The sequence below is a fragment of the Pseudoalteromonas sp. S1608 genome, assembly GCF_005887265.1.
GTDB classification, from domain to species: Bacteria; Pseudomonadota; Gammaproteobacteria; order Enterobacterales; family Alteromonadaceae; genus Pseudoalteromonas; species Pseudoalteromonas undina.
In genome coordinates, this window is record NZ_PNDK01000012.1 from 1 (window position 1) to 20,790 (window position 20,790).

Sequence of the window (20,790 nt, forward strand, 5' to 3'; positions counted from 1 at the left end):
CAACTCCATGATTTGTTTAAAATAACTACCATTTCATTGATAAATTAAAATTGATAATGCGGGAGTGGCGGAATTGGTAGACGCGCTGGATTTAGGTTCCAGTATCTTAGGATGTGAGAGTTCAAGTCTCTCCTTCCGCACCATGTTCTTAACTAGAACTAAAACTCATCCAAATTTAGAGTTGGGATATCGCCAAGCGGTAAGGCACCAGGTTTTGATCCTGGCATTCCCAGGTTCAAATCCTGGTATCCCAGCCAATTTGCACACTTCTTTGATTACACTTCACGATTTATCCTCAATTCCAATTATATAATTTATATCTTTAATTTTTTTTACCTTTATAATTTACACCACTTTTTCTTGGGCATAAAAAAAGACCCAAATTTGAGCCTTTTAATAACTATAAGTATTTTAACTAAGCTCACCGCTTATTGCGTATTTCAGCACCCAGTTTTTTACTGGCCCTGTATTATTAGCTAACTTTAAAAATGTGCTGCGCGCCCATTTTAATGGGGCTATTTGATTTGAGAAACCAAAGTAGCAAGCATCCATTATACTCATCATTAACAAATTAGCGTTACGACGACTACGCTCGTATTCTTTAAGCATTAGCGGGCAACCTACATCATCAGCTGTACGCAACACTTCAGCTAAAGCAGCCACATCTTGAAAGCCTAAATTAACACCCTGTCCTGCCAGAGGATTAATAGTGTGCGCCGCATCACCCACTAAAACGAGTCTGCCTTGTGAATAATTATTGGCATGCTGCCTTGCCAGAGGAAATATAGCATGGCTTTGTACTTCAAAATCACCAGCAAGCTTTGGAAACTTTTCAATAATATGGGCTTTTAATTCGCTAGGTTGTAGGGCTTTAAATGCTTTGAGGGTATTTGCATCGTCATACCAAATTAAATTTGCAAAAGGTGCTTGCATAGGTAAAAACGCAACAGGCCCTGTAGGTGTAAACTGCTGCCATGTTTTAACTTGTTGTGGTGCATCGAGCTTTATTAGCACGCCCATACAATGCTGCTGATATTGCCAACCAGTTATACCAATATTGGCTTTGCTACGTAATTGTGATTGCCCACCATCCGCTGCAATGACTAAATCAGCAGTATAGCTTTGTTCGTTATAGTGCAAGCTAATGCTATCAGGGTTTTGCTCTATTGCCGTTAAAGCCGATGAAGGATTAATCATCTCAATATTATGTTGCTCAAATTGCTGCCATAAACTGGCTTGAATTAGCTTATTCTCAATCAAATGACCTAAATGGGTGGTATTAATAGCATGACAATCAAATAATAAATGATCGTTACTCCGTTCAAAGGTCTCTAATTGTTCATAGGGAGCCAATCTATTTGCTCGCAGTAATGGCATCGCACCGAGCTGATCAAGCAATTTTTCAGAAAAGCGATTAATAGCCGAAACACGTATATCAACATCATCACTGTTAAGCACCTGTGGTGCATCTATTGGGTGTTTTTCAATAACACGTACGGCTTTGCCTTGTTGCGCTAATTTAATAGCCATAGCGGCACCAACCATGCCGCCCCCTACTACAATTACATTATTTTTAGCCATGTTTTTCATCATTTTAATTCTGACTTAACTCTGCTTAGATTGTATCGTAATTAGTTTGCTCAGTGTGAGCGCTTCGCTTAATTCTATTATTAAACCCATACTATATTGATTTCAGATCACAAACATGAAATCTATACTTGGTTTTGAGCGTGTATCCAGCTAAAATACGCGTCCTTTAAGTCGAGCGAAATTTTAATAATTCCGCCACTTATACCTGTTTCTAGCACATATTTGTGCCACTATCGAATTGAACACGAGGCTATATTTCAATGAGCAAAAAGCTGCATATTAAAACCTGGGGTTGTCAGATGAACGAATACGACTCTCAGAAAATGGCTGATCTTCTAGATGCTACCAACGGCTATCAGCTAACTGAAGAAGCTGCTGATGCTGATGTTATCTTACTTAACACCTGTTCAATTCGTGAAAAAGCGCAAGAAAAAGTATTTCATCAACTAGGTCGTTGGAAGTTATTAAAAGATGACAAACCAGACCTTATTATTGGTGTAGGCGGCTGTGTTGCATCACAAGAAGGTGATTCAATTCGCCAACGTGCTCCGTTTGTAGATGTTATTTTTGGTCCACAAACTTTGCACCGTTTACCTGAGATGATTAAACAAGTACAAGGCGATAAAGGTTCATCTGTAGTTGATATTTCATTCCCTGAGATTGAAAAATTTGACCGCTTACCTGAGCCTAAAGCGGAAGGTCCTTCTGCGTTTGTATCAATTATGGAAGGTTGTTCTAAATATTGTACTTTCTGTGTTGTGCCTTACACCCGTGGTGAAGAAGTAAGCCGCCCTGTTGATGATGTATTATTAGAAGTTGCACAGTTAGCCGAGCAAGGCGTACGTGAAGTTAACCTATTAGGTCAAAACGTAAATGCATACCGTGGTGATACACACGATGGTGAAATTTGCTATTTCTCAGATCTAATTCGTTTAGTGGCTGCAATTGACGGGATTGACCGTATTCGTTACACCACCTCACATCCTGTAGAGTTTACACCAGACATTATTGATGCGTACGCTGATGTGCCTGAGCTGGTTGATCACTTACACCTTCCAGTCCAAAGTGGTTCAGACCGTGTTTTAAACTTAATGAAACGCGGCCATACTGCTCTTGAGTACAAATCAACAATTCGTAAGCTACGTAAAATTCGCCCTAACCTAAGCATGTCGTCAGATTTCATTATAGGTTTCCCAGGTGAAAGCAAGGCCGACTTTGAAGCTACTATGAACCTTATCAACGATATTGGTTTTGATATGAGCTTTAGCTTTATTTACAGTGCACGCCCAGGTACGCCAGCGGCAGATTTACCAGATGACGTAACCGAGCAAGAGAAAAAAGAGCGCCTGTACTTATTGCAAAACCGTATTACGCAAATGGCACAGCAAATTAGCCGCCAAATGTTTGATACTGAGCAACGTATTTTAGTTGAAGGTCCTTCTAAGAAGAACCCGATGGAACTACGTGGCCGAACTGAAAATAACCGTGTAGTTAACTTTGTTGGCCCACACACAGTGATCGGTCAGTTTGTTGATGTACGTATTACCGAAGCGTTACCAAACTCTTTACGTGGCGATTTAATTCGTACAGAATCAGAAATGAACTTACGCCGCGAAATTGCGCCTTCTGCTATTTTAACCAAAGCAGCGAGTGAGCAAAAAACCGAGACAGCTAACGAAATTGGCGTTGCTACTTTCGTACCTTAGTTGCAAAAATTCATTGCGCCAGTTAACTCTGGCGCACTGTAATAGGAAGTAATTTTGAGTAATCAGTTAAAAACATTAGAGATTTATTTAGAACCTGCCGACAACAAACGCCTTTCTTCATTATGTGGCCCGTTTGACGAAAACATCAAACAAATTGAACGCCGTCTAGGTGTTGAAATTATTCATCGTGATAACTTTTTTAAAGTAACCGGTAAACTACACAGTAGCGCCGGCGCGGTAGAGATCTTAAAAAACCTTTATATTGATACTCAACCTGTACGTGGGGAAATTGGCGAAATTGAGCCTGACAACGTACATTTAGCCATCACTGAGTCTAAAGCGCTTGAGCAAGATGTTGCACACAGTGCTTATGGCAAAGAAATGATGATTAAAACTCGTCGTGGCGTTATTAAACCACGAAACGATAACCAAGGCTTGTATGTTGCTAATATTTTGCACCACGACATTACCTTTGGTATTGGCCCAGCAGGTACAGGTAAAACCTATCTTGCAGTTGCAGCGGCAGTTGATGCACTAGAGCGCCAAGAAATACGCCGTATATTGCTCACTCGCCCTGCGGTTGAAGCGGGTGAAAAACTCGGCTTTTTACCGGGTGACTTAAGCCAAAAAATAGACCCTTACTTACGCCCACTTTACGATGCCTTATTTGAAATGCTTGGCTTCGAGCGTGTTGAAAAACTGATTGAAAAAAACATCATTGAAATTGCGCCATTGGCTTACATGCGTGGGCGCACACTTAATGATGCGTTTATTATTTTAGATGAAAGCCAAAATACCACCACAGAGCAAATGAAAATGTTCTTAACCCGTATTGGTTTTAATTCTAAAGCAGTGATCACCGGCGATATAACCCAAGTTGATTTACCTCGGGGTGCGCGCTCTGGTCTTCGCCATGCTATTGAAGTATTGGATGGCGTTGATGAAATTAGCTTTAACTTTTTCAAATCGCACGATGTGGTACGCCACCCTGTAGTAGCCCGCATTGTAGAAGCGTATGAGCGCAACGATGAGCGTGAACGCCTTAAGCGATTAGAGAAACAACAAGCCAAAGAAGCGCTTGCCGCTCAAGAGCAACCTGCTACTAAAGAGTAATACCGTGAAAACAGAACTTGATTTACAAATAGCGTGTGAGTTTGACAACTTACCCAGCCTTGAGCAGTTTGCCATGTGGGCCGATAAAGTACTTAGCCAATATCGTGATGAGTCTGAGCTGACCATTGTCATCAGCGATGAGGAACAGTCGCAACAGCTCAATAATGACTACCGAGGTAAAAATAAGCCTACCAACGTATTATCATTTGAATTTGAAGCGCCACCGGGTATTGATATCCCACTTGTGGGTGACTTAATTATTTGTCCTGCCATTGTTTTGGCTGAGGCACAAGAGCAAGAAAAGTCATTTCATGACCACTTTGCTCATATGGTTATTCATGGATGCTTGCATTTACTTGGATTTGACCATATAAAGAGTGAAGACGCTTTAGAGATGGAAAGCATAGAAAAGCAATTACTTGCTGAACTAAACATAGCAGACCCATATCGGGACGATATTTAAATAAACGGAGCAATTAGACGTAATGAGCGACGATAACTCGCAATCTAGCCAGGGTTCTTCTGGCAAAACTTGGCTGGGTCGTATAACCCAGATGTTGCAAGGGGAACCCCAGAATAGAGAAGAGCTGGTTGAGGTAATTGCCGATGCCCAAGAGCGGGATGTAATCGATCCTGAAACCAAAGAAATGATTGAAGGTGTGCTTGGCGTGTCTGAGCTCAAAGTGCGAGATATTATGATCCCGCGCTCACAAATGGTCACTTTGGAAATTGATAGCCCGCTTGAAGAGCACATACCTATGATGGTTGATTCTACCCACTCTCGTTTTCCGGTAGTGTGTGAAGATAAAGACCATGTAGAAGGGATTTTACTCGCAAAAGACTTATTACCTCTCATTTTAAATAAAGATGAGCATTTACCATCGCTACGTGACTATTTGCGCCCTGCCATGGTAGTGCCTGAAAGTAAACGGGTTGATACTCTGCTTAATGAGTTTCGTCAGCAACGCTACCATATGGCAATCGTGATAGACGAATACGGCGGTGTATCGGGTTTAGTAACCATTGAAGATATTCTTGAGATCATTGTTGGCGAAATCGAAGATGAGCACGATGAAGAAGAAGAACAACAAGATATTCGACAACTGGCTAAACATGTTTACGTTGTGCAAGCACTGACCCCTGTAGATGACTTTAACGAGCATTTTAAATCAGGTTATAGCTCGCAAGATGCCGACACTATTGGTGGTACCGTGTTACACGCCTTTGGTCATATGCCGAGCCGTGGCGAAACCATCGATATAGAGGGATTTCAGTTTAAAGTAACCAATTCTGATAATCGTCGTATATTGCAACTGCAAGTCACCATTCCTAAGGCTGATGATAACGACAGTGAAGAAACTGCTAACTAGTCTCACCCTACTAGCAAAAGATAAAAAAGCATGGCTCGCACTGGTTGCGGGCCTTGTTTTAACTTTTAGCTACGCCCCTTTTGGTATTTGGCCGATTGTATTTTTTAGCATAGGCTCGCTATTTTTTTGTATTCCTGCAAACCTCAATGGAAAAGTACATGCTAAAACAGCGGCTAAATATGGCTTTATATTTGGCCTAGGCTGGTTTGGTGCAGGTATAAGTTGGGTACATGTTTCTATCGCCACCTTTGGCGGTATGCCACTGGTCGCCTCAATTGCATTAATGGCACTGCTTTGTAGCTACCTTGCGTTATTTCCTGCGCTGGCGCTGTGGGCAACCACTCGCTTTTCAAACGGCTCTATAAGTTTTGCAGCGCTATTACTCCCTTGTTTTGCTATTAGTGAATATTTGCGTGCCAACCTGTTAACTGGTTTTCCTTGGTTAAGCTTTGGTTATACACAAACCGATAGCCCTCTGAATGCCCTTGCTCCTTTAATTGGTGAATTTGGGCTCACACTATTATGTATTGCCATAGGCTTTGCATTGTACAGCTTAACGCAAAAACAATTTAAAATGCCTGTTGCTATCGCTGCTGTGGTTTTGCTTGCCTTCACAAGCGCACATTTTACAAAGGCAACCCATTACTCCGATAAAGACCTGTCTGTGCTGCTTGTACAAGGTAATATAAAACAACACTTGCGGTTTGACCCCAGTGAGTTTTGGACCACCATGAGTAAGTATCAGGATATGACGCGCCGTCACTGGGATGCCGATTTAATTGTGTGGCCTGAAGCTGCAGTGCCGGAAATAGAAGCCCTTGCCGATTCATATTTAGCAGGTTTAGACAGTGCCGCCTCATTCAATAAAACTGCATTAGTGACTGGTATTGTAGATTACCAACGCGACACTAAAACCATTTTCAATACGCTAATTGTGGTCGGTAACAAAGAGCAAAATGATGAACACGGCCACTATCGTTACTTAGACAGTAACCGCTATCAAAAACATCAATTACTGCCGATTGGTGAGTTTGTTCCCTTTGAAGACATACTACGCCCCATCGCTCCGTTATTTGATTTGCCTATGTCATCGTTCTCTCGCGGTGATAAAGTGCAAAATAACTTACGTGCGAATGGCTTTAACCTACTGCCTGCTATTTGCTACGAAATAGTATTTGCCGATCTAGTGCGGGGTAATTATAAAAGCGACTCAGACATATTATTTACGGTGAGTAATGATGCTTGGTTTGGTGATTCAATCGGCCCTCACCAGCATATGCAAATTGCCCGCATGCGCGCCCTTGAACTACAACGTCCACTAATACGTGTTACCAACAACGGTATAAGTGGCGTATACGACCCCATAAGCCAAACACGCCAAACTATGCCACAGTTTGAAGCTACCACACTCAAAGCCAATATAAAGCTCATACAAGGGGATAGCGTGTATAGCCAATACAGCAATGGGTTTGTATGGGGGTTTATATTGTTATTGGGTATGATTGGATTTGGGGTTAGGTTTAAGAAGTAAACTATAGCTGATAACTATTAGTTGTCAGCTATCAGTAAGAGAAAGGTTGCTCTGGTATCTAACCAACCTTCGCAAATCTATTTTTTAATCCAGCCTATGCTTAAAATATAACGACTGCCCTTTTCTATTTTTGATACTTGGTGCTGTTCTATATCAGGCCTGAACAGCTTAACTCGGTGGTAATTTATAATTGGGTTGTCACAAATAAACTCACCACCCTTGGCTGCATGTTTTAATATAATATTGAGCCTAAAGTGCCGACCAGTTTTAACGTTATCGATATGCGGTTTTATTTCACTCCCTTGTGGAAATTTAATCAAATAGACATCAAACTTAAAAGGAGCAAAAATACGACAGAGCAGCATCTTGTCATAACCTGATCTTTGTCGCCCACGCTCCCAACTAAATAACTTATTTGGCATCTACACTTAACTCTAAAAAATTGAATACATGCCTAGAACCACTTAATTTTAAGCTTTGTCGAGTGAACTTTACTTGCTTGTGATCTAAATAAATTGCATTTAATGTCAACATAGCTAACTTCGCTAGGTTCTAGAAAGCTGTCTGTGCTTTTGCCTACACAATTACCAATAAACTTGCCACTTTCGTCAAATGTAGAAGCAATAACGGTTCCCGTATAAATGCTCTCGTTAGTAATATTTTTTAATTCAGCTGCGATTCTTACTTGACCATTTTCTTTGTATATTTCAGAAAGAGTAAGTTTATAGTCATTATTAAATTCATCACTTGTTTCTAATGCTTTATTAGAAACTATCGTTTTGAATCCACTGTCAACATCAGCAGCGATTGTCAGGGCGAATGCACTAATACCGCCAAGTATAGCTATTACAAACCCGATGCCCCAAAAAAAGCCTTTTATGCTCTCATTAAAATTATTACTTTTCATTTAATTCCCTTTGGTTTTTACCATTGTATTTCGTTAACAAGATAGCCAAAGTAACTTTTTTCACCGACTAAATTTATTTTTTTGTTTTTAAGTGCTTGTAGCTCGTCCGTATCTAAGTACCATCTAAACGAATGCTCTTCACCAGTGGATAAATCAGTAATGTTTAATGTTATACATTGCTGCTGATCATTTATAATACATGTAGTTACATCAGTTAAAAAATATTCTTCAGACCACAGTTCGCCTAAATTATTTTCAGCATAATACATAATGGGAACTACGCTAAATTTCCACAACGCCATATAGATCAAACAAGGGTACATTACTATCAAAAATCCTTTTACTAGCCTGCTACCTTTAAAAAAGTGACGAGTTATTAAATAATTAAAGTTGTGATCACACCTATACTTTTTAAATAATGTATATATTACTGCCATGGTTAATATAGGTAGCACTGCTAGCTCTATAAAATGTAATCGCTCATTAGCAATAAAAGCAGGATCGTTAAACTCGTACCATCCAATGAGCAACACTAAATAGCTCATTAGTGCGAATATAATTAATAGATATAAAAAGCTTTTATGAAACTCTTTGTGCTTTATATTTAGCAATTAAACTCCCATTCAACTTCAATGATAAAATTATCTTTTAAGTATGCTTTTCAACCCATAATACCAACTAAGGGCAGCGACTGTGTCATGAGTTTCATCTTCAAAGTAACGTTTATTTATAATTAAATTGTCACTTTTATGTGCTTGTAACTTTTCAACAAACGCTGAGACTGCGTTGTTCATCTAAAATAAAAGACGTAAGCTGATGCGTTTTTGCTAATAAAATACAGATTAATAAATACAATCATTAAAACTTTCATAACCATCCTTGTAAGTTATGAAACAGAGTTAACTTTTTACAGTCTCTTCTACTGTTTGCACATTTACAACTTGGTTCACATTCCCTTGAATAACCACAGTCGCTGATATTTTATCTTGAATGGCTTGCCTGTTTGGATCCCAGTAAACTTGTAAAAAACCTAACAAGCCGGTGGCAAAACCTGCGCCGTACCCACCGTACCGGCCAAAACAATCAAGTAAACCCAGTGATTCACCACTTAATGCAACCACTCTGGTGTTACAAAGCTTTTTACCAGGGGTTTGACCGCGCCATAATAAAGAAAACAGTGTGAAGTACACAGCCGCCCAGCCAAAACCCAAACCTAAATCTTGAATAATACCTTTACCCCACTGCAAAATACTGTGTGTGGTTGTTTGTGCGGGTTTATCTTCTATTAACTGCGCAAGCTTTAATCCGTTATTTTCACCAAGCACTAATAATTTTAAAAATGCTTTTTCAAGTTGTGGGTTTTGTAGGTCGTCCATTTCGGCTAATTTGGGTACTTGCCCTATCAAGTTATCAAGTGCATTTTGTTGACAAGATTGCTCACAGCTTTCGTCGTCTGTTTGCACTAAGTAGGCATTTACCTGCTTTTTTTCTGTGGAATTAAGCTGAATGTCATCCTGTATTTTTAAGCCTTGAACAGTTAAGCCTTGATCAGGGTCAGCGCCTTCTAAGTAATCTATACCAATTGAAAGCACAGCAAGAGCGCTTACAAATAAAATACTTGCTGCTACTATTTTTAGTATTCTTCGCCATACACTCGACATTTTAGGAAGGTATTGCTGCGCCGTTCCTTTGTAAAACGCCATCGCAGCAACGAATGCAATAATAGTTGCACTGAGCTTTGCAGCTAAGAATATTAATGCTACATCGATAATCATGGCTGATGCGCGCCGAGTCGGCGAAGCCAAAGGCAAGCCAAGTAAAGCATTATCAACCTCAAAGGCATACGGCGTGATCACTTCTCGGGTTTCGGCTTTAGATAACGCTAATTGCTCTAATTCTTGTACTTTCATTATTATACTTGTTATTAAAATAGGTAACGCAGTTAAATTACGCGCTTTTTAATTTTTGCTCAAGCGAATAAAATGGATAACGAGAGTTAATATTAAAAATAGCCGCTAGGTGTAGATTAATTCTTAAAAGAGTGAACAATTAATCTACTGTATCGTATTAAATATAAAAGCTACTAGGAAGAGCTCATGACCACCAAACAACTCTCATCACTTTTTGTTTTTAACTTACTGTTTGCCACTACCGAGGCAAACGCCAATGTTCGCTGGGATGTGGTTAATGATTCGGTGATGGGTGGTATTTCTAATAGTCAGGTTTTACAAAATGACGGCAATTTAGTGTTTACAGGCAACGTATCGCTTGCAAACAATGGAGGATTTGCTTCAATAAGAACACCGTTGGATGTAAAAAACCAAAATATTACAAAAATAGTGCTGCGTGTTAAGGGCGATGGTCAAACCTATCAATTACGCTTAAGAACTAATGAGTACATGGATGGGGCGGCTTATACACATTCGTTCAGTACCACGAAAAGTGAGTGGCTTAATATTGAGTTTTTACCTGAAGATTTTCAGCTTACTTATCGCGGCCGCTTACTTGAACAACAGCCTACAATTAGCTTTAAAGAGATAAAGCAGCTTGGCTTTATGATTGCAGGTAAACAGGCGGGGAAATTTAGGCTTGAAATAGGAAAAATTGAGTTTAAAAACTAACTTCTCTGCATACATTACAAGGTTAAACAGTGAAGTCGTCGCCTCGCCTTTTCATTTCGTTGATTACTAGCTCAATAATTTGTTGTTTTATTGCTGCCTGCTGAGACTTCACCTCACTAAGTTGCAGCTGCAATCTATTTATCTCTTCTTGTTGTTGCTCGGTTTTATATTTTTTAGCCCCGATATGCTCAGTATCCATAGTTAAGCGACTCTCGCCTTCAGCTGGCCCATATTGGCTATTATCTATGGTTAAACTACGTTGTACCGTGCTCTGCTTAAGCTTATTTACTTGCTCTTGCAATGCAACCACTTGCTGGGTGAAATATTTATATGCCTTTTCTAAATTTTGATATTGCTCAGCAAATGTTGCGTTATCTTCGCTGTATTTTTGAACCTTTGCATCTAAAAACTCTGATAAAACATAGTCAGGTTGTTCTTGTGATTCGTCATCTGTAGGTTGCCGCTCTGTTTCTACTAAAGCCTGATTGATATAATTAGATGCTTGATATTGAATTGAGGCCGCTGAAATCTTCATTATTTTATCCCTAAAATAAATTTGTCACTATTTTAGGTATCGACTGATATTTTAAATTCTTGAGTAGAATTGGCTAATGAGGCAAATAAAAAGCCCTACTTGATTAAGGTAAGGCTTAAAGTGTTTTTTTCTTTAAAATTACGACTCAATAGCCAGTAATTCCACTTCAAAAATAAGCAATGATGCAGGAGGAATACTCCCTACTCGCTTTTCACCATAGGCGAGCTGATGCGGTATATAAAACTGAAATTTATCGCCCGGGCTCATCAGTTGTAGGCCTTCTGTCCAACCTTTTATAACTTGGTGCAAACCAAAGCTAATCGGAGTTTTGCGCTCCACTGAGCTGTCAAATACAGTGCCGTCGATTAAAGTGCCATGATAATGCACTTTAACCATACTCGTTGGGCTAGGTGTATTTTCGCTCTGTCCTTTATGGATTATTTTATATTGCAAGCCAGATGCGGTTTCATGTACGCCTTCAGTTTTTACATTGGCAATTAAATAATCACTTTCAATCTGTGCGTTTGCGATTGCTTGCTGCTTGGCTTTTTTACTGTTTTTAAAAATTAAAACGCAAAAAATAGCGATAACAATCAGTAAAATTATATTGATCATAACTCCCCTTTTTCATCTTCTGAGTCGTGGTCTTTTTCGTCGCTGTTATCACCATTAACAATATTGGCAATGTCTTTTAATCGCGCTAATGCGATGCCATTAACCGAATCTTCTGGGTAGTGTTCATCAACCATATCACCCGCTTCGATATCCATTAATAAGTTTAGTGCTTGGTCAACGGTTTCCACAGCATAAATATTAAACTTACCTAACTCAACGGCATTGAGTATTTCGTCATCAAGCACCAAATTAACTTGGTTCGATTTAGGAATAATAACCCCTTGCTCACCCGTTAAGCCGCGCATTTTACATAGCTTAAAGAAGCCTTCTATTTTCTCGTTTACACCACCAATGGCCTGCACATCACCATGTTGGTTAATTGAACCAGTTAGTGCAATAGACTGACTGATAGGTAAGCTCGTAATGGCCGAAATTAGCGCACAAAGTTCAGCAAGAGAGGCGCTATCACCATCTATGTAGCCATAACTTTGTTCAATAGCTATATTCGCACTGAGTGTTAAGCTAAAGTGTTGCGCGTATTTGTTACCTAAATAACCGGTAAGCAGCATTACCCCTTTTGAGTGAATTGCTTTACCCAACTCAGCTTCGCGTTCCACATCAATTACGCCGTCAGCGCCAGCATAAACGGTAGCAGTAATACGTGCAGGTGTGCCAAATGAGGTGTCTCCAATGTGCAGTACAGTCAAACCATTTACTTTACCTACGGCTTGGCCTTCAGTAGCTATTAAAGTATGCCCTTCCTTTATATCGCTGAGCATGTTTTCGCTAATTTGCCCCGTACGGTACTGCTTGCCTTGTATAGCTTCGTCAATATGGCGTGCATCAATCACCGTAAGCTTGTCTTGCTTAGCGTAAAAACTAGCCTCAGCCACAAGCTCTAACACATCAGCAAAACGTGCTGATAACTTATTATGGTGCTCTGCTTGGCGATAACTAAATTTAAGTAATCGCACCATTGCGGCTTCGTTTAACGTGCACTTTAATGTTTGCTCGCAGTAATCACTGACTTTAGTAATAAACTGATACTGCAGCTTATCGCTACTTGGTAAGTAATAATCAAAATCGGCAAGTACTCTAAATAACTCAGCAAATTCCTCGTCGTATTCACCGATGGTGTAATAAAGTTCACGTGAGCCGAGTAAAATAATTTTCACATCAAGCGGTATTAACTGCGGTCGAAGCGTAAAGCTACTACCAACGACACTGTCTTGATAAGGTAAGTCATTTTTAATTTGATGGGTTTTTAGCGACAGCTTTAGCCCATCCCACACTTGGGGTTGAGCCATTACTTTTTCAGCATCCATAATTAAATAGCCGCCATTCGCGCGGTGCAATGCACCTGGCTGAATTGAGCGATAGCTGGTAATTAACGACCCTTGCGATGTGGCGTATTCAATTTTGCCAAAAATATTACCAAAAGTTGGGTTTGGCTCGTAAACAACCGGTGCTGCATCGCCTTCTTTGTATTCAACTAAAATATTAGGTGCAAAAAAGTCGGTAAGCATACCTTTACGGTCAAAGTCTTCTTTGTTTTCTTCGCTTTCACCTTCATCATCAAGCCATTCAAGCACGGCATCAATAATTTCTACACGTATATCTTTTAAATAACGCAGCACACCAATATGGCTGGCGTATTTATGTTCTAAATCTTTTAATAACGGTTTAGTGGCTTGCTCAGCGGTAGACTTTTTAAGGTTGCGGAGCTTTTCTTTGGATTCACGTTTCCAGCGCGGTAACTCAATAAGCGCTTCAATGAGAGCATCTTCTAATTTTTCTATACGCTCAAAAAACATTTCGCGTAAATCATCTTCCAAATCAGAAAATTCATTATCGGTAAGTTGCTTGCCATCAATCAGCGGGGCAAAGCCGACTACGCCTTTTTCTTCGATTAATGCCACACTTTGCTCAAGCGCGGCTATTTCTACCGCGGTAATGGCGCCGTCGTAAGCATCGTTAAACTCGCGGTCTATCGATTTTTTCTTGCGCTGATAAGCTGGGTTATCAAATGCAGCAGGAAAGGTGTCGAGTACTTCATCAATAAATGAGTCAATGTCATCGGCTAATTGTTTGCTTTGCCCTGCATGCATAAATAACGCAATAGGCTCACGGTGATCGTCGTAGTTATTAACATACAGCCACTCATGCGGTGTTGTGCGCTCTTTAGCGTGTTGTTTTAATTTGTCTTTTACTAAGGTAAAACGCCCGTGTGCCGCCTCTCCCATTACGTAAACATTATAACCGGGTAGGTCCATTCCTAAAGAGAAGTCCAATGCACTTTGCGCACGTTGTTGGCCTATAAAGGTAAGTTGCTCAGGGTATGGATTGCTCATGCAAGTGTTTACATGGCTCGAAGAAATACTCGGTGCAAGATTTGATACGGGTAGTGGCAGCAGTTTTTTCGTCATTCTAACTTCTTTTTTTACCAGCTTAATTGCTAGATTTGGGCATATTGAGTGGCCTACAGCCACTCAATACTTATATTTAGGGTTGTAAAGCCTGGCGGCTAAAATAGATGCCATCACACTGCGTGCAAGGAATAATTTGCGTTGCATGGTAAACATCATAACTATGGTTGCAATTCTTACATACTAATGTGCCCATGGCTATCCATTCACCTGCGTGATAAACACCATTATGCTTAAAATCTTCACTTAATGACTGCCATTCAAGCTGTGTTTTGTCTTCAATGTGAGAAAGCTCAAACCACAATGACTCTTTAAGCTCCTGCCATGCAAGCGAATTATAGTAACTATTATTTTCTTGTAGGTGAGAGATATCGCGCATTAAGTAATTACGATAAAGCTGGTATTTTTCTTCACCTAAATCTTTAAGTGCCTGCTCAGATTCAATAAATCGCTTTACTGCGGCTTTAACTTCATGCTCTTTCACATCTTTTAACCAATCGGTTAATCCACTAAGCCATGCTCTGTAATCTGCCATTTTATACTCCTTCAAAACGTCTACTGATTTACTCTATACCATAGATAAGTATAGGTTAACCTGTACTGAAAACTAATTTACTCGCAAATTTACAAAAAGCGCCGCTTTGACGCTGTGAATAGCGCTTTATTTGGGGTATCCTATCGACAATTTTTTATTAGTATGCAAGAAGTTTGGAAACGTAAATGCAAGAGCAATATAACCCACAAGACATAGAGTCAAAAGTCCAACGCTACTGGGAAGAAAACCAAGTATTTAAAGCCACAGAAGATGAGAGCAAAGAAAAATACTATTGCCTCTCAATGTTTCCCTACCCAAGTGGTCGACTGCATATGGGTCATGTGCGTAACTATACCATTGGTGACGTGGTTTCTCGCTTCCAGCGCTTGCAAGGCAAAAACGTAATGCAGCCTATGGGTTGGGATGCGTTTGGTTTACCTGCAGAAAACGCGGCTATTAAAAATAAAACAGCTCCTGCAAAGTGGACTTACGAAAATATTGACTACATGCGTAACCAACTTAAGCAATTAGGTTTTGGTTACGATTGGGATCGCGAGATTGCGACTTGCCACCCAGAATATTACAAATGGGAACAATGGTTTTTCACTAAGCTTTACGAAAAAGGCCTAGTGTACAAAAAAATGTCAACGGTTAACTGGGATCCGGTCGATCAAACTGTACTAGCTAACGAGCAAGTAATTGACGGCCGCGGTTGGCGCTCAGGTGCGGTAGTGGAACAAAAAGAAATTCCACAGTGGTTTATTAAAATTACCGACTACGCACAAGAGCTATTAGACGATTTAGACAAATTAGAAGACTGGCCTGAACAAGTTAAAACCATGCAGCGCAACTGGATTGGTCGTTCTGAAGGCTTAGACATAGAATTTACGCGTACCGATAACAACGAAAAATTTAGCGTATACACAACACGCCCAGATACATTTATGGGCGTAACATACCTAGCTGTTGCCGGTGGCCACCCTATTGCACAAGAAGCGGCTAAAAATAGCGACGCGATTGCAATGTTTGTTGAAGAATGCAAAAACACCAAAGTTGCTGAAGCAGACATGGCAACTATGGAGAAAAAAGGTATTGCAACAGGCTTTTACGCCACTCACCCATTAACGGGCGAGCAACTACCAATTTGGGTTGCTAACTTTGTATTAATGCATTACGGCTCAGGTGCAGTAATGGCAGTACCTGCGCACGACCAACGTGACTTTGAATTTGCAACAGCTTACGGCCTCGATATTAAACAAGTTATTGCGCCAGTTGAAGGCTCTGAGCTTGAAGTAAACCTAGCCCAAGAAGCATTCACCGAAAAAGGGGTATTAGTAAACTCAGGTGAATTTGATGGCCTTGATTTTGAAAACGCCTTTAACGCTGTTGCCGACAAACTAGAAGCATTAGGTGTAGGTGAGCGTAAAGTAAACTTCCGTCTTCGCGATTGGGGTGTTAGCCGTCAGCGTTATTGGGGTTCGCCAATTCCAATGCTGAGTGATGAAAACGGTAATGAGCTTGCTGCCACTGAAGATATGCTACCGGTGCGTTTACCAGAAGATGTGGTAATGAATGGTGTTACCTCACCAATTAAAGCCGATCCAGAATGGGCTAAAGCGACTGTAAACGGTGTACCCGCTACTCATGAAACTGATACTTTTGATACCTTTATGGAGTCATCATGGTATTACGCTCGCTACTGTAGCCCGCGCCATGACGAGGGTATGTTAGACCCAGCAGCCGCTAACTACTGGTTACCAGTAAACCAATACATTGGTGGTATTGAGCACGCAATTTTACATTTATTATACTCGCGCTTTTTCCATAAATTATTACGTGACTTTGGTTTAGTAAATTCAGATGAGCCGTTTGACCGCTTACTTTGTCAGGGTATGGTACTTGCCGAAACGTTTTATCGTAAAGATGAAAAAGGCGGCGATGTATGGATTTCGCCAAGTGATGTAAATACCGAAACCGACGATAAAGGCCGTGTAACCAAGGCATGGCACAAAGAAGATGGTGAACCTGTGTTCTCATCTGGCATGAGCAAAATGTCTAAGTCGAAAAACAACGGCATAGACCCGCAAGAAGTCATTGCCCAATACGGCGCAGATACCGTGCGTTTGTTTATGATGTTTACTGCACCACCAGAGCAAACGCTTGAATGGTCAGATTCAGGGGTTGAAGGCGCGCACCGTTTCTTAAAACGTGTATGGAAATACGCGGTAGATGTTAAAACGGTTGGCTTCCAAGCACTTGATAAATCGGCGCTTACAAATCCGCAAAAAGTACTTCGCCGTGAGCTACATAAAGCAATTGCAAAAGTGAGCGATGATGTTGAACGTCGTCAAACATTCAACACTGCAATTGCCGCAATTATGGAGCTATCTAATAAGTTATTAAAAGCGCCATTAAACGATACTCAAGATGTTGCCATTGCTAACGAGGCATTAGAAGCATTGCTTATTATGCTAGCACCAATAACACCGCATTTATCGCATCAGTTATGGCAAGATCTAGGTAAAGAAGGTGATATTTTAGATGCCGCATGGCCAAAAGTTGACGAATCTGCCCTAGTTGAAGATGAAAAACTAATCATCGTACAAGTAAACGGTAAATTACGTGCAAAACTAACGGTTGCAGCTGATGCAACGCAAGAGCAAGTAGAAGCACTCGCGTTTGCAGAATCTAACGTCACTAAATTTACTGATGGTGCAACAATCCGCAAGGTAATTTATGTACCAGGTAAATTGCTTAACGTGGTAGCTAACTAATATGGCTACTTTAAATGCCATTAAAAACGGACTAGCCTTAGTGCTAGTCTGTTTTTTGTTATCGAGCTGTGGCTTTCACCTTAAAAAAGCATCAAGCCTACCCAATGATTTAAAACAGCTAACCTTGGTGGGTGATGATCAAAAATCAGCGTTGTTTAGCTATTTGCAAACAGAACTGGCTATGAGCGATGTCACTTTAGTCCCTGCGAGTAAACAGTCTGCGCAACTTTATTTATTTAAAGAGCAGCTAGAGCGCCAAACCTTGTCGTTGTTTCAAAACGGACAAGTAGCTGAATATGAACTGGCATACAGTGTGAGTTATGTTGTAAAACGCCCAAAACAAGAAGCCATTGAAAAACGTTTTGAGCTTTACCGTAATTACCAAGATGATCCTGACAACGCACTAGCTAAAGCAAAAGAGCTTGAACTGCTGATCAGCGAAATTCGCCAGCAAGCGAGTCGTCGAATTGTTAGAGAGTTGTCGCAACTATAATGCGTTGTTATGCAAATCAGCTGCCTAGCGAATTAAAAAAGGGGTTAAAACCTTTTTATTTGGTTTTTGGTGAAGAGCCTTTTCAAGAAGCGCAATGTGTACAGCTCATACGCGATAGCGCAAAAGCGCAAGGTTTTGATGAAGTAATTAAATTCACTTTAGCCCAAGGCTTTGATTGGCAAGAAATCATTGCGCAATACCAAAGTATGTCGTTATTTAGTGCGCGTACAATTATTGAGCTTGATTTAAACCAGCAAAAACCTGGTACACCCGGCGCAAACACCTTTAAAAAGGTTGTTGAACTTGAAAACCCTGACACCATTTTAATTGTTAAAGGCGCCAAAGCAAGCCAGGATGTACAACGAGGTGCGTGGTTTAAAGCACTCGAAAAGCAAGGGCTATTTGTACCTTGCTATCCTCTTAGTGGTAATCACTTAAAGCGTTGGCTTGATGAACAATGCCAACGCTTGTCACTTAATTTACAAAACGAGGCTAAGCTCAGTTTAATTAATGCCACTGAAGGCAATTTACTGGCTTGTTTCCAAGAGCTTGAAAAGCTGTCGCTAATACATGGTGACGCTCTCATTACCCAACAACTGGTAATGCAAGGGCTACTAAACCAATCTAAATTCGATATTTTTGATTTAAGTGACGCCCTGTTAAACGGCCATACTACACAAGCAATAAAAGTATTAAATAAGCTTGCCAGTGATAACACTGAAGTAGTGAGTATTTTATGGGCCATCAATAAAGATTTAAATACCTTAATCAGTGTACAACAAGGGTTATTGCAAGGTGAGTCATTAGCGACCCTGTTTAAACAAAAAGCGATTTGGAAAAATCAGCAAGCACCGGTACAAACAGCGATAAACAGACTAAATATTCACACCCTTGAAAGTATTAGCAGTGAACTGGCATTATTTGATGCAAGCTACAAACAAGGTGTATTGATTGCGCCCTATCAAGCATTAGCACATATTTGTATTAAATTTTGCCAACCACTCGATATTCCACTGCCGTGCCATACTAACCGTCAGTAAAGGAAAAATATCATGATTGCAATTTTTGGTGGCACTTTTGATCCTGTTCATTTGGGGCACCTTAATATGGCGCAGCAATGCGTTGCGACCTTTAAATTACACTCACTCTATTTTATGCCCTGTGCAATACCCGCACACAAAGCGGCACCGGGGATCAGCACCGAACATCGTATTGCAATGCTTAAAACCGCAATTAAACCATATTCGCAGTTTAAGCTTGATTTACGAGAACTAAAACGCAGCGGCCCGTCGTATTCTTTATTAAGTTTGCAAGAACTAAGAGCAGAAAATCCCGATACCCCGATTCTATTTTTGATTGGAATGGACTCATTCAACAACCTTGATAAATGGTATCAGTGGCAAATAATAACGAGTCTATGCCATATAGTGGTGTATCAACGCCCTGGTCAAAACTGTGATGTACAAGGTGAACTTAAAAACTACAAACAGCAGGCTATGAGCAACGATATTTCCCTACTAAACGAAAAAAATGGCGGACACCTTTACTTTTTAGAAGGTAAGCAACTGGATGCCGCATCCAGTAATATCCGTCAAGCTCTTAAAAAAAGTATTAAAAAGAGTGAACTATTACCCGACACCGTGAGTCACTATATTGAGCAGCACCAGCTTTATCAAGAGTGATTGGTATAAACCCCTCGGCGTGTTAAAATAACCGCTATTAAATTTTAAATTGAGACAAAACCTTGGATTCGAAACAACTACTCGCTTTTGCACTAGACAAAATTGACGATATGAAAGCACGTGATGTGATTCAACTTGACGTAACTGGCACTTCAGACGTAACCGATTACATGATTGTATGTTCAGGCACATCAAGACGCCATGTATTGTCAATTGCTGATAACTTAGCAAAAGAAGCTCGTCACGCTGGTGAAGAGCCATTAGGCTACGAAGGCCAAAGCGATGGCGAATGGGCATTAGTTGATTTAGGTGATGTGATTGTTCACGTTATGCAAGATCAAGCACGTAGCTATTACGATCTAGAAAAGCTTTGGGGCTAATAGCTCCCTATTTTAGACAACGCTTGGAAGTAACGTCGTGAAAATACAAATGATTGCTGTTGGTACAAAAATGCCAGCATGGGTAGAAACAGGTTTTGCAGAATATCAGCGCCGCTTTCCCAAAGATATGGCACTGGAACTAATTGAAATACCTGCAGGTAAACGTGGCAAAAACGCAGATATAAAGCGTATTTTGCACATTGAAGGTGAAAAAACCTTAGCCGCTATACCTAAAGGCAATCGTATTGTCACACTAGAAGTAACCGGTAAAGCACTGGATACTCACCAGCTAGCGAAAAACATGGAAAAGTGGCAACTTGATGGTCGCGATGTCAGTTTACTGATTGGCGGACCAGAAGGCTTAGCTCCTGAGTGTATTGCGGCCTCTGAGCAAAAATGGTCGTTATCAAATTTAACGCTCCCACACCCTTTAGTACGCATTATTGTTGCTGAAAGCCTTTACAGAGGCTGGAGCTTAAATAACAACCACCCTTATCATCGCGAGTAGTTTC

Annotated in this window: 21 protein-coding genes and 2 tRNA genes; 14 read left to right on the plus strand and 9 right to left on the minus strand. The window is 40.4% G+C overall.

Annotation, left to right across the window (positions count from 1 at the left end; genetic code table 11):
• Window positions 1-58: 58 nt before the first annotated feature.
• Together CWB75_RS05085 and CWB75_RS05090 are read left to right on the plus strand one after the other, a co-directional pair.
• Window positions 59-143 (plus strand) — tRNA-Leu (locus tag CWB75_RS05085).
• Between the two features lie 39 nt (window positions 144-182).
• Window positions 183-257: transfer RNA gene (locus CWB75_RS05090), tRNA-Gln, on the plus strand.
• Window positions 258-411: 154 nt separating this feature from the next.
• On the opposite strand, the gene CWB75_RS05095 is transcribed toward CWB75_RS05090, so the two are convergent.
• Entirely contained in the window at window positions 412-1,593 is a 1,182-nt protein-coding gene (locus tag CWB75_RS05095; RefSeq protein ID WP_138570057.1) for an FAD-dependent oxidoreductase, read from the minus strand.
• Window positions 1,594-1,850: 257 nt separating this feature from the next.
• On the opposite strand from CWB75_RS05095, the gene miaB reads away from it, so the two are divergent.
• Genes miaB through lnt form a run of 5 tightly spaced genes read left to right on the plus strand, consistent with a single transcriptional unit; the run spans window position 1,851 to window position 7,310 of the window.
• Entirely contained in the window at window positions 1,851-3,296 is a 1,446-nt protein-coding gene (gene miaB, locus CWB75_RS05100; protein WP_010388336.1) for a tRNA (N6-isopentenyl adenosine(37)-C2)-methylthiotransferase MiaB, read from the plus strand.
• Window positions 3,297-3,350: 54 nt separating this feature from the next.
• Window positions 3,351-4,409: a PhoH family protein gene (locus tag CWB75_RS05105; RefSeq protein WP_010388333.1), complete on the plus strand. Its 1,059-nt coding sequence runs from the start codon at window positions 3,351-3,353 to the stop codon at window positions 4,407-4,409.
• A 4-nt stretch (window positions 4,410-4,413) separates the two neighbouring features.
• On the plus strand, window positions 4,414-4,872 hold the full coding sequence (gene ybeY / locus CWB75_RS05110; RefSeq protein WP_010388332.1) for an rRNA maturation RNase YbeY: 459 nt from the start codon (window positions 4,414-4,416) through the stop codon (window positions 4,870-4,872).
• Window positions 4,873-4,894: 22 nt separating this feature from the next.
• Window positions 4,895-5,779, plus strand: a complete 885-nt coding sequence (gene corC / locus CWB75_RS05115) for a CNNM family magnesium/cobalt transport protein CorC (protein WP_010388331.1) — start codon at window positions 4,895-4,897, stop codon at window positions 5,777-5,779.
• Window positions 5,760-7,310: an apolipoprotein N-acyltransferase gene (gene lnt, locus CWB75_RS05120; protein WP_171039096.1), complete on the plus strand. Its 1,551-nt coding sequence runs from the start codon at window positions 5,760-5,762 to the stop codon at window positions 7,308-7,310. Before corC ends, lnt begins: the two co-directional genes overlap by 20 nt.
• Window positions 7,311-7,387: 77 nt before the next feature.
• Here lnt and CWB75_RS05125 read toward each other — a convergent pair whose 3' ends face one another.
• From CWB75_RS05125 to CWB75_RS05145, 4 genes are all read right to left on the minus strand, one after another.
• Complete coding sequence (locus CWB75_RS05125; protein WP_138570059.1) at window positions 7,388-7,732, minus strand: 2OG-Fe(II) oxygenase; 345 nt, start codon at window positions 7,730-7,732, stop codon at window positions 7,388-7,390.
• 32 nt (window positions 7,733-7,764) lie between these two features.
• Window positions 7,765-8,217, minus strand: a complete 453-nt coding sequence (locus tag CWB75_RS05130) for an ATPase (RefSeq protein WP_138570060.1) — start codon at window positions 8,215-8,217, stop codon at window positions 7,765-7,767.
• Window positions 8,218-8,234: 17 nt separating this feature from the next.
• Entirely contained in the window at window positions 8,235-8,519 is a 285-nt protein-coding gene (locus CWB75_RS19205) for a hypothetical protein (RefSeq protein ID WP_249362303.1), read from the minus strand.
• Window positions 8,520-9,116: 597 nt separating this feature from the next.
• Window positions 9,117-10,127 (minus strand): RDD family protein, encoded by a 1,011-nt coding sequence (locus CWB75_RS05145; RefSeq protein WP_138570062.1) that lies wholly within the window; start codon window positions 10,125-10,127, stop codon window positions 9,117-9,119.
• A gap of 186 nt (window positions 10,128-10,313) precedes the next feature.
• Between CWB75_RS05145 and CWB75_RS05150 the strand changes: the two genes are divergently transcribed.
• Entirely contained in the window at window positions 10,314-10,838 is a 525-nt protein-coding gene (locus tag CWB75_RS05150; RefSeq protein WP_138570063.1) for a CIA30 family protein, read from the plus strand.
• A 22-nt stretch (window positions 10,839-10,860) separates the two neighbouring features.
• Here the strand turns inward: CWB75_RS05150 and CWB75_RS05155 are convergent, their stop codons facing one another.
• The 4 genes from CWB75_RS05155 to CWB75_RS05170 form a co-directional block, all read right to left on the minus strand.
• Window positions 10,861-11,373 (minus strand): hypothetical protein, encoded by a 513-nt coding sequence (locus CWB75_RS05155; protein WP_138570064.1) that lies wholly within the window; start codon window positions 11,371-11,373, stop codon window positions 10,861-10,863.
• 138 nt (window positions 11,374-11,511) lie between these two features.
• Entirely contained in the window at window positions 11,512-11,988 is a 477-nt protein-coding gene (bamJ, locus tag CWB75_RS05160; protein WP_010388321.1) for a BamJ family beta-barrel-assembly machinery protein, read from the minus strand.
• Window positions 11,985-14,414, minus strand: coding sequence for a Lon protease family protein (locus CWB75_RS05165; RefSeq protein WP_138570065.1), 2,430 nt, complete (start codon window positions 14,412-14,414; stop codon window positions 11,985-11,987). Before CWB75_RS05165 ends, bamJ begins: the two co-directional genes overlap by 4 nt.
• Before the next feature lie 76 nt (window positions 14,415-14,490).
• Window positions 14,491-14,949 (minus strand): zinc ribbon-containing protein, encoded by a 459-nt coding sequence (locus tag CWB75_RS05170; RefSeq protein ID WP_055012801.1) that lies wholly within the window; start codon window positions 14,947-14,949, stop codon window positions 14,491-14,493.
• Window positions 14,950-15,134: 185 nt separating this feature from the next.
• Between CWB75_RS05170 and leuS the strand changes: the two genes are divergently transcribed.
• The 6 genes from leuS (at window position 15,135) to rlmH (ending at window position 20,786) form a co-directional block, all read left to right on the plus strand.
• Entirely contained in the window at window positions 15,135-17,723 is a 2,589-nt protein-coding gene (gene leuS / locus CWB75_RS05175; protein ID WP_138570066.1) for a leucine--tRNA ligase, read from the plus strand.
• 1 nt (window position 17,724) lies between these two features.
• Window positions 17,725-18,216, plus strand: a complete 492-nt coding sequence (locus CWB75_RS05180) for an LPS-assembly lipoprotein LptE (protein WP_010388311.1) — start codon at window positions 17,725-17,727, stop codon at window positions 18,214-18,216.
• On the plus strand, window positions 18,216-19,256 hold the full coding sequence (holA, locus tag CWB75_RS05185) for a DNA polymerase III subunit delta (protein WP_138570067.1): 1,041 nt from the start codon (window positions 18,216-18,218) through the stop codon (window positions 19,254-19,256). The genes CWB75_RS05180 and holA overlap by 1 nt, the downstream gene beginning before the upstream one ends.
• Before the next feature lie 12 nt (window positions 19,257-19,268).
• Window positions 19,269-19,898 (plus strand): nicotinate-nucleotide adenylyltransferase, encoded by a 630-nt coding sequence (nadD, locus tag CWB75_RS05190; RefSeq protein ID WP_138570068.1) that lies wholly within the window; start codon window positions 19,269-19,271, stop codon window positions 19,896-19,898.
• Between the two features lie 62 nt (window positions 19,899-19,960).
• Window positions 19,961-20,278 carry a ribosome silencing factor gene (rsfS, locus tag CWB75_RS05195; protein ID WP_010388304.1) on the plus strand — a complete coding sequence of 106 codons (318 nt, stop codon included), beginning with the start codon at window positions 19,961-19,963 and terminating at the stop codon, window positions 20,276-20,278.
• A 37-nt stretch (window positions 20,279-20,315) separates the two neighbouring features.
• A complete protein-coding gene (gene rlmH, locus CWB75_RS05200) occupies window positions 20,316-20,786 on the plus strand; it encodes a 23S rRNA (pseudouridine(1915)-N(3))-methyltransferase RlmH (RefSeq protein ID WP_002958522.1) in 471 nt (156 codons plus the stop codon).
• Window positions 20,787-20,790: the final 4 nt, after the last annotated feature.

Bases quoted from the DNA above. Each gene is read 5' to 3' on its own strand.
- CWB75_RS05180 (WP_010388311.1), top strand. From the start codon at position 17,725: ATGGCTACTTTAAATGCCATTAAAAACGGACTAGCCTTAGTGCTAGTC.
- leuS (WP_138570066.1), top strand. From the start codon at position 15,135: ATGCAAGAGCAATATAACCCACAAGACATAGAGTCAAAAGTCCAACGC.
- CWB75_RS05165 (WP_138570065.1), bottom strand. From the start codon at position 14,414: ATGACGAAAAAACTGCTGCCACTACCCGTATCAAATCTTGCACCGAGT.
- CWB75_RS05125 (WP_138570059.1), bottom strand. From the start codon at position 7,732: ATGCCAAATAAGTTATTTAGTTGGGAGCGTGGGCGACAAAGATCAGGT.
- CWB75_RS05155 (WP_138570064.1), bottom strand. From the start codon at position 11,373: ATGAAGATTTCAGCGGCCTCAATTCAATATCAAGCATCTAATTATATC.
- miaB (WP_010388336.1), top strand. From the start codon at position 1,851: ATGAGCAAAAAGCTGCATATTAAAACCTGGGGTTGTCAGATGAACGAA.
- CWB75_RS05150 (WP_138570063.1), top strand. From the start codon at position 10,314: ATGACCACCAAACAACTCTCATCACTTTTTGTTTTTAACTTACTGTTT.
- corC (WP_010388331.1), top strand. From the start codon at position 4,895: ATGAGCGACGATAACTCGCAATCTAGCCAGGGTTCTTCTGGCAAAACT.
- CWB75_RS05095 (WP_138570057.1), bottom strand. From the start codon at position 1,593: ATGATGAAAAACATGGCTAAAAATAATGTAATTGTAGTAGGGGGCGGC.
- CWB75_RS05130 (WP_138570060.1), bottom strand. From the start codon at position 8,217: ATGAAAAGTAATAATTTTAATGAGAGCATAAAAGGCTTTTTTTGGGGC.
- CWB75_RS05145 (WP_138570062.1), bottom strand. From the start codon at position 10,127: ATGAAAGTACAAGAATTAGAGCAATTAGCGTTATCTAAAGCCGAAACC.
- bamJ (WP_010388321.1), bottom strand. From the start codon at position 11,988: ATGATCAATATAATTTTACTGATTGTTATCGCTATTTTTTGCGTTTTA.
- nadD (WP_138570068.1), top strand. From the start codon at position 19,269: ATGATTGCAATTTTTGGTGGCACTTTTGATCCTGTTCATTTGGGGCAC.
- CWB75_RS19205 (WP_249362303.1), bottom strand. From the start codon at position 8,519: ATGGCGTTGTGGAAATTTAGCGTAGTTCCCATTATGTATTATGCTGAA.
- holA (WP_138570067.1), top strand. From the start codon at position 18,216: ATGCGTTGTTATGCAAATCAGCTGCCTAGCGAATTAAAAAAGGGGTTA.
- CWB75_RS05170 (WP_055012801.1), bottom strand. From the start codon at position 14,949: ATGGCAGATTACAGAGCATGGCTTAGTGGATTAACCGATTGGTTAAAA.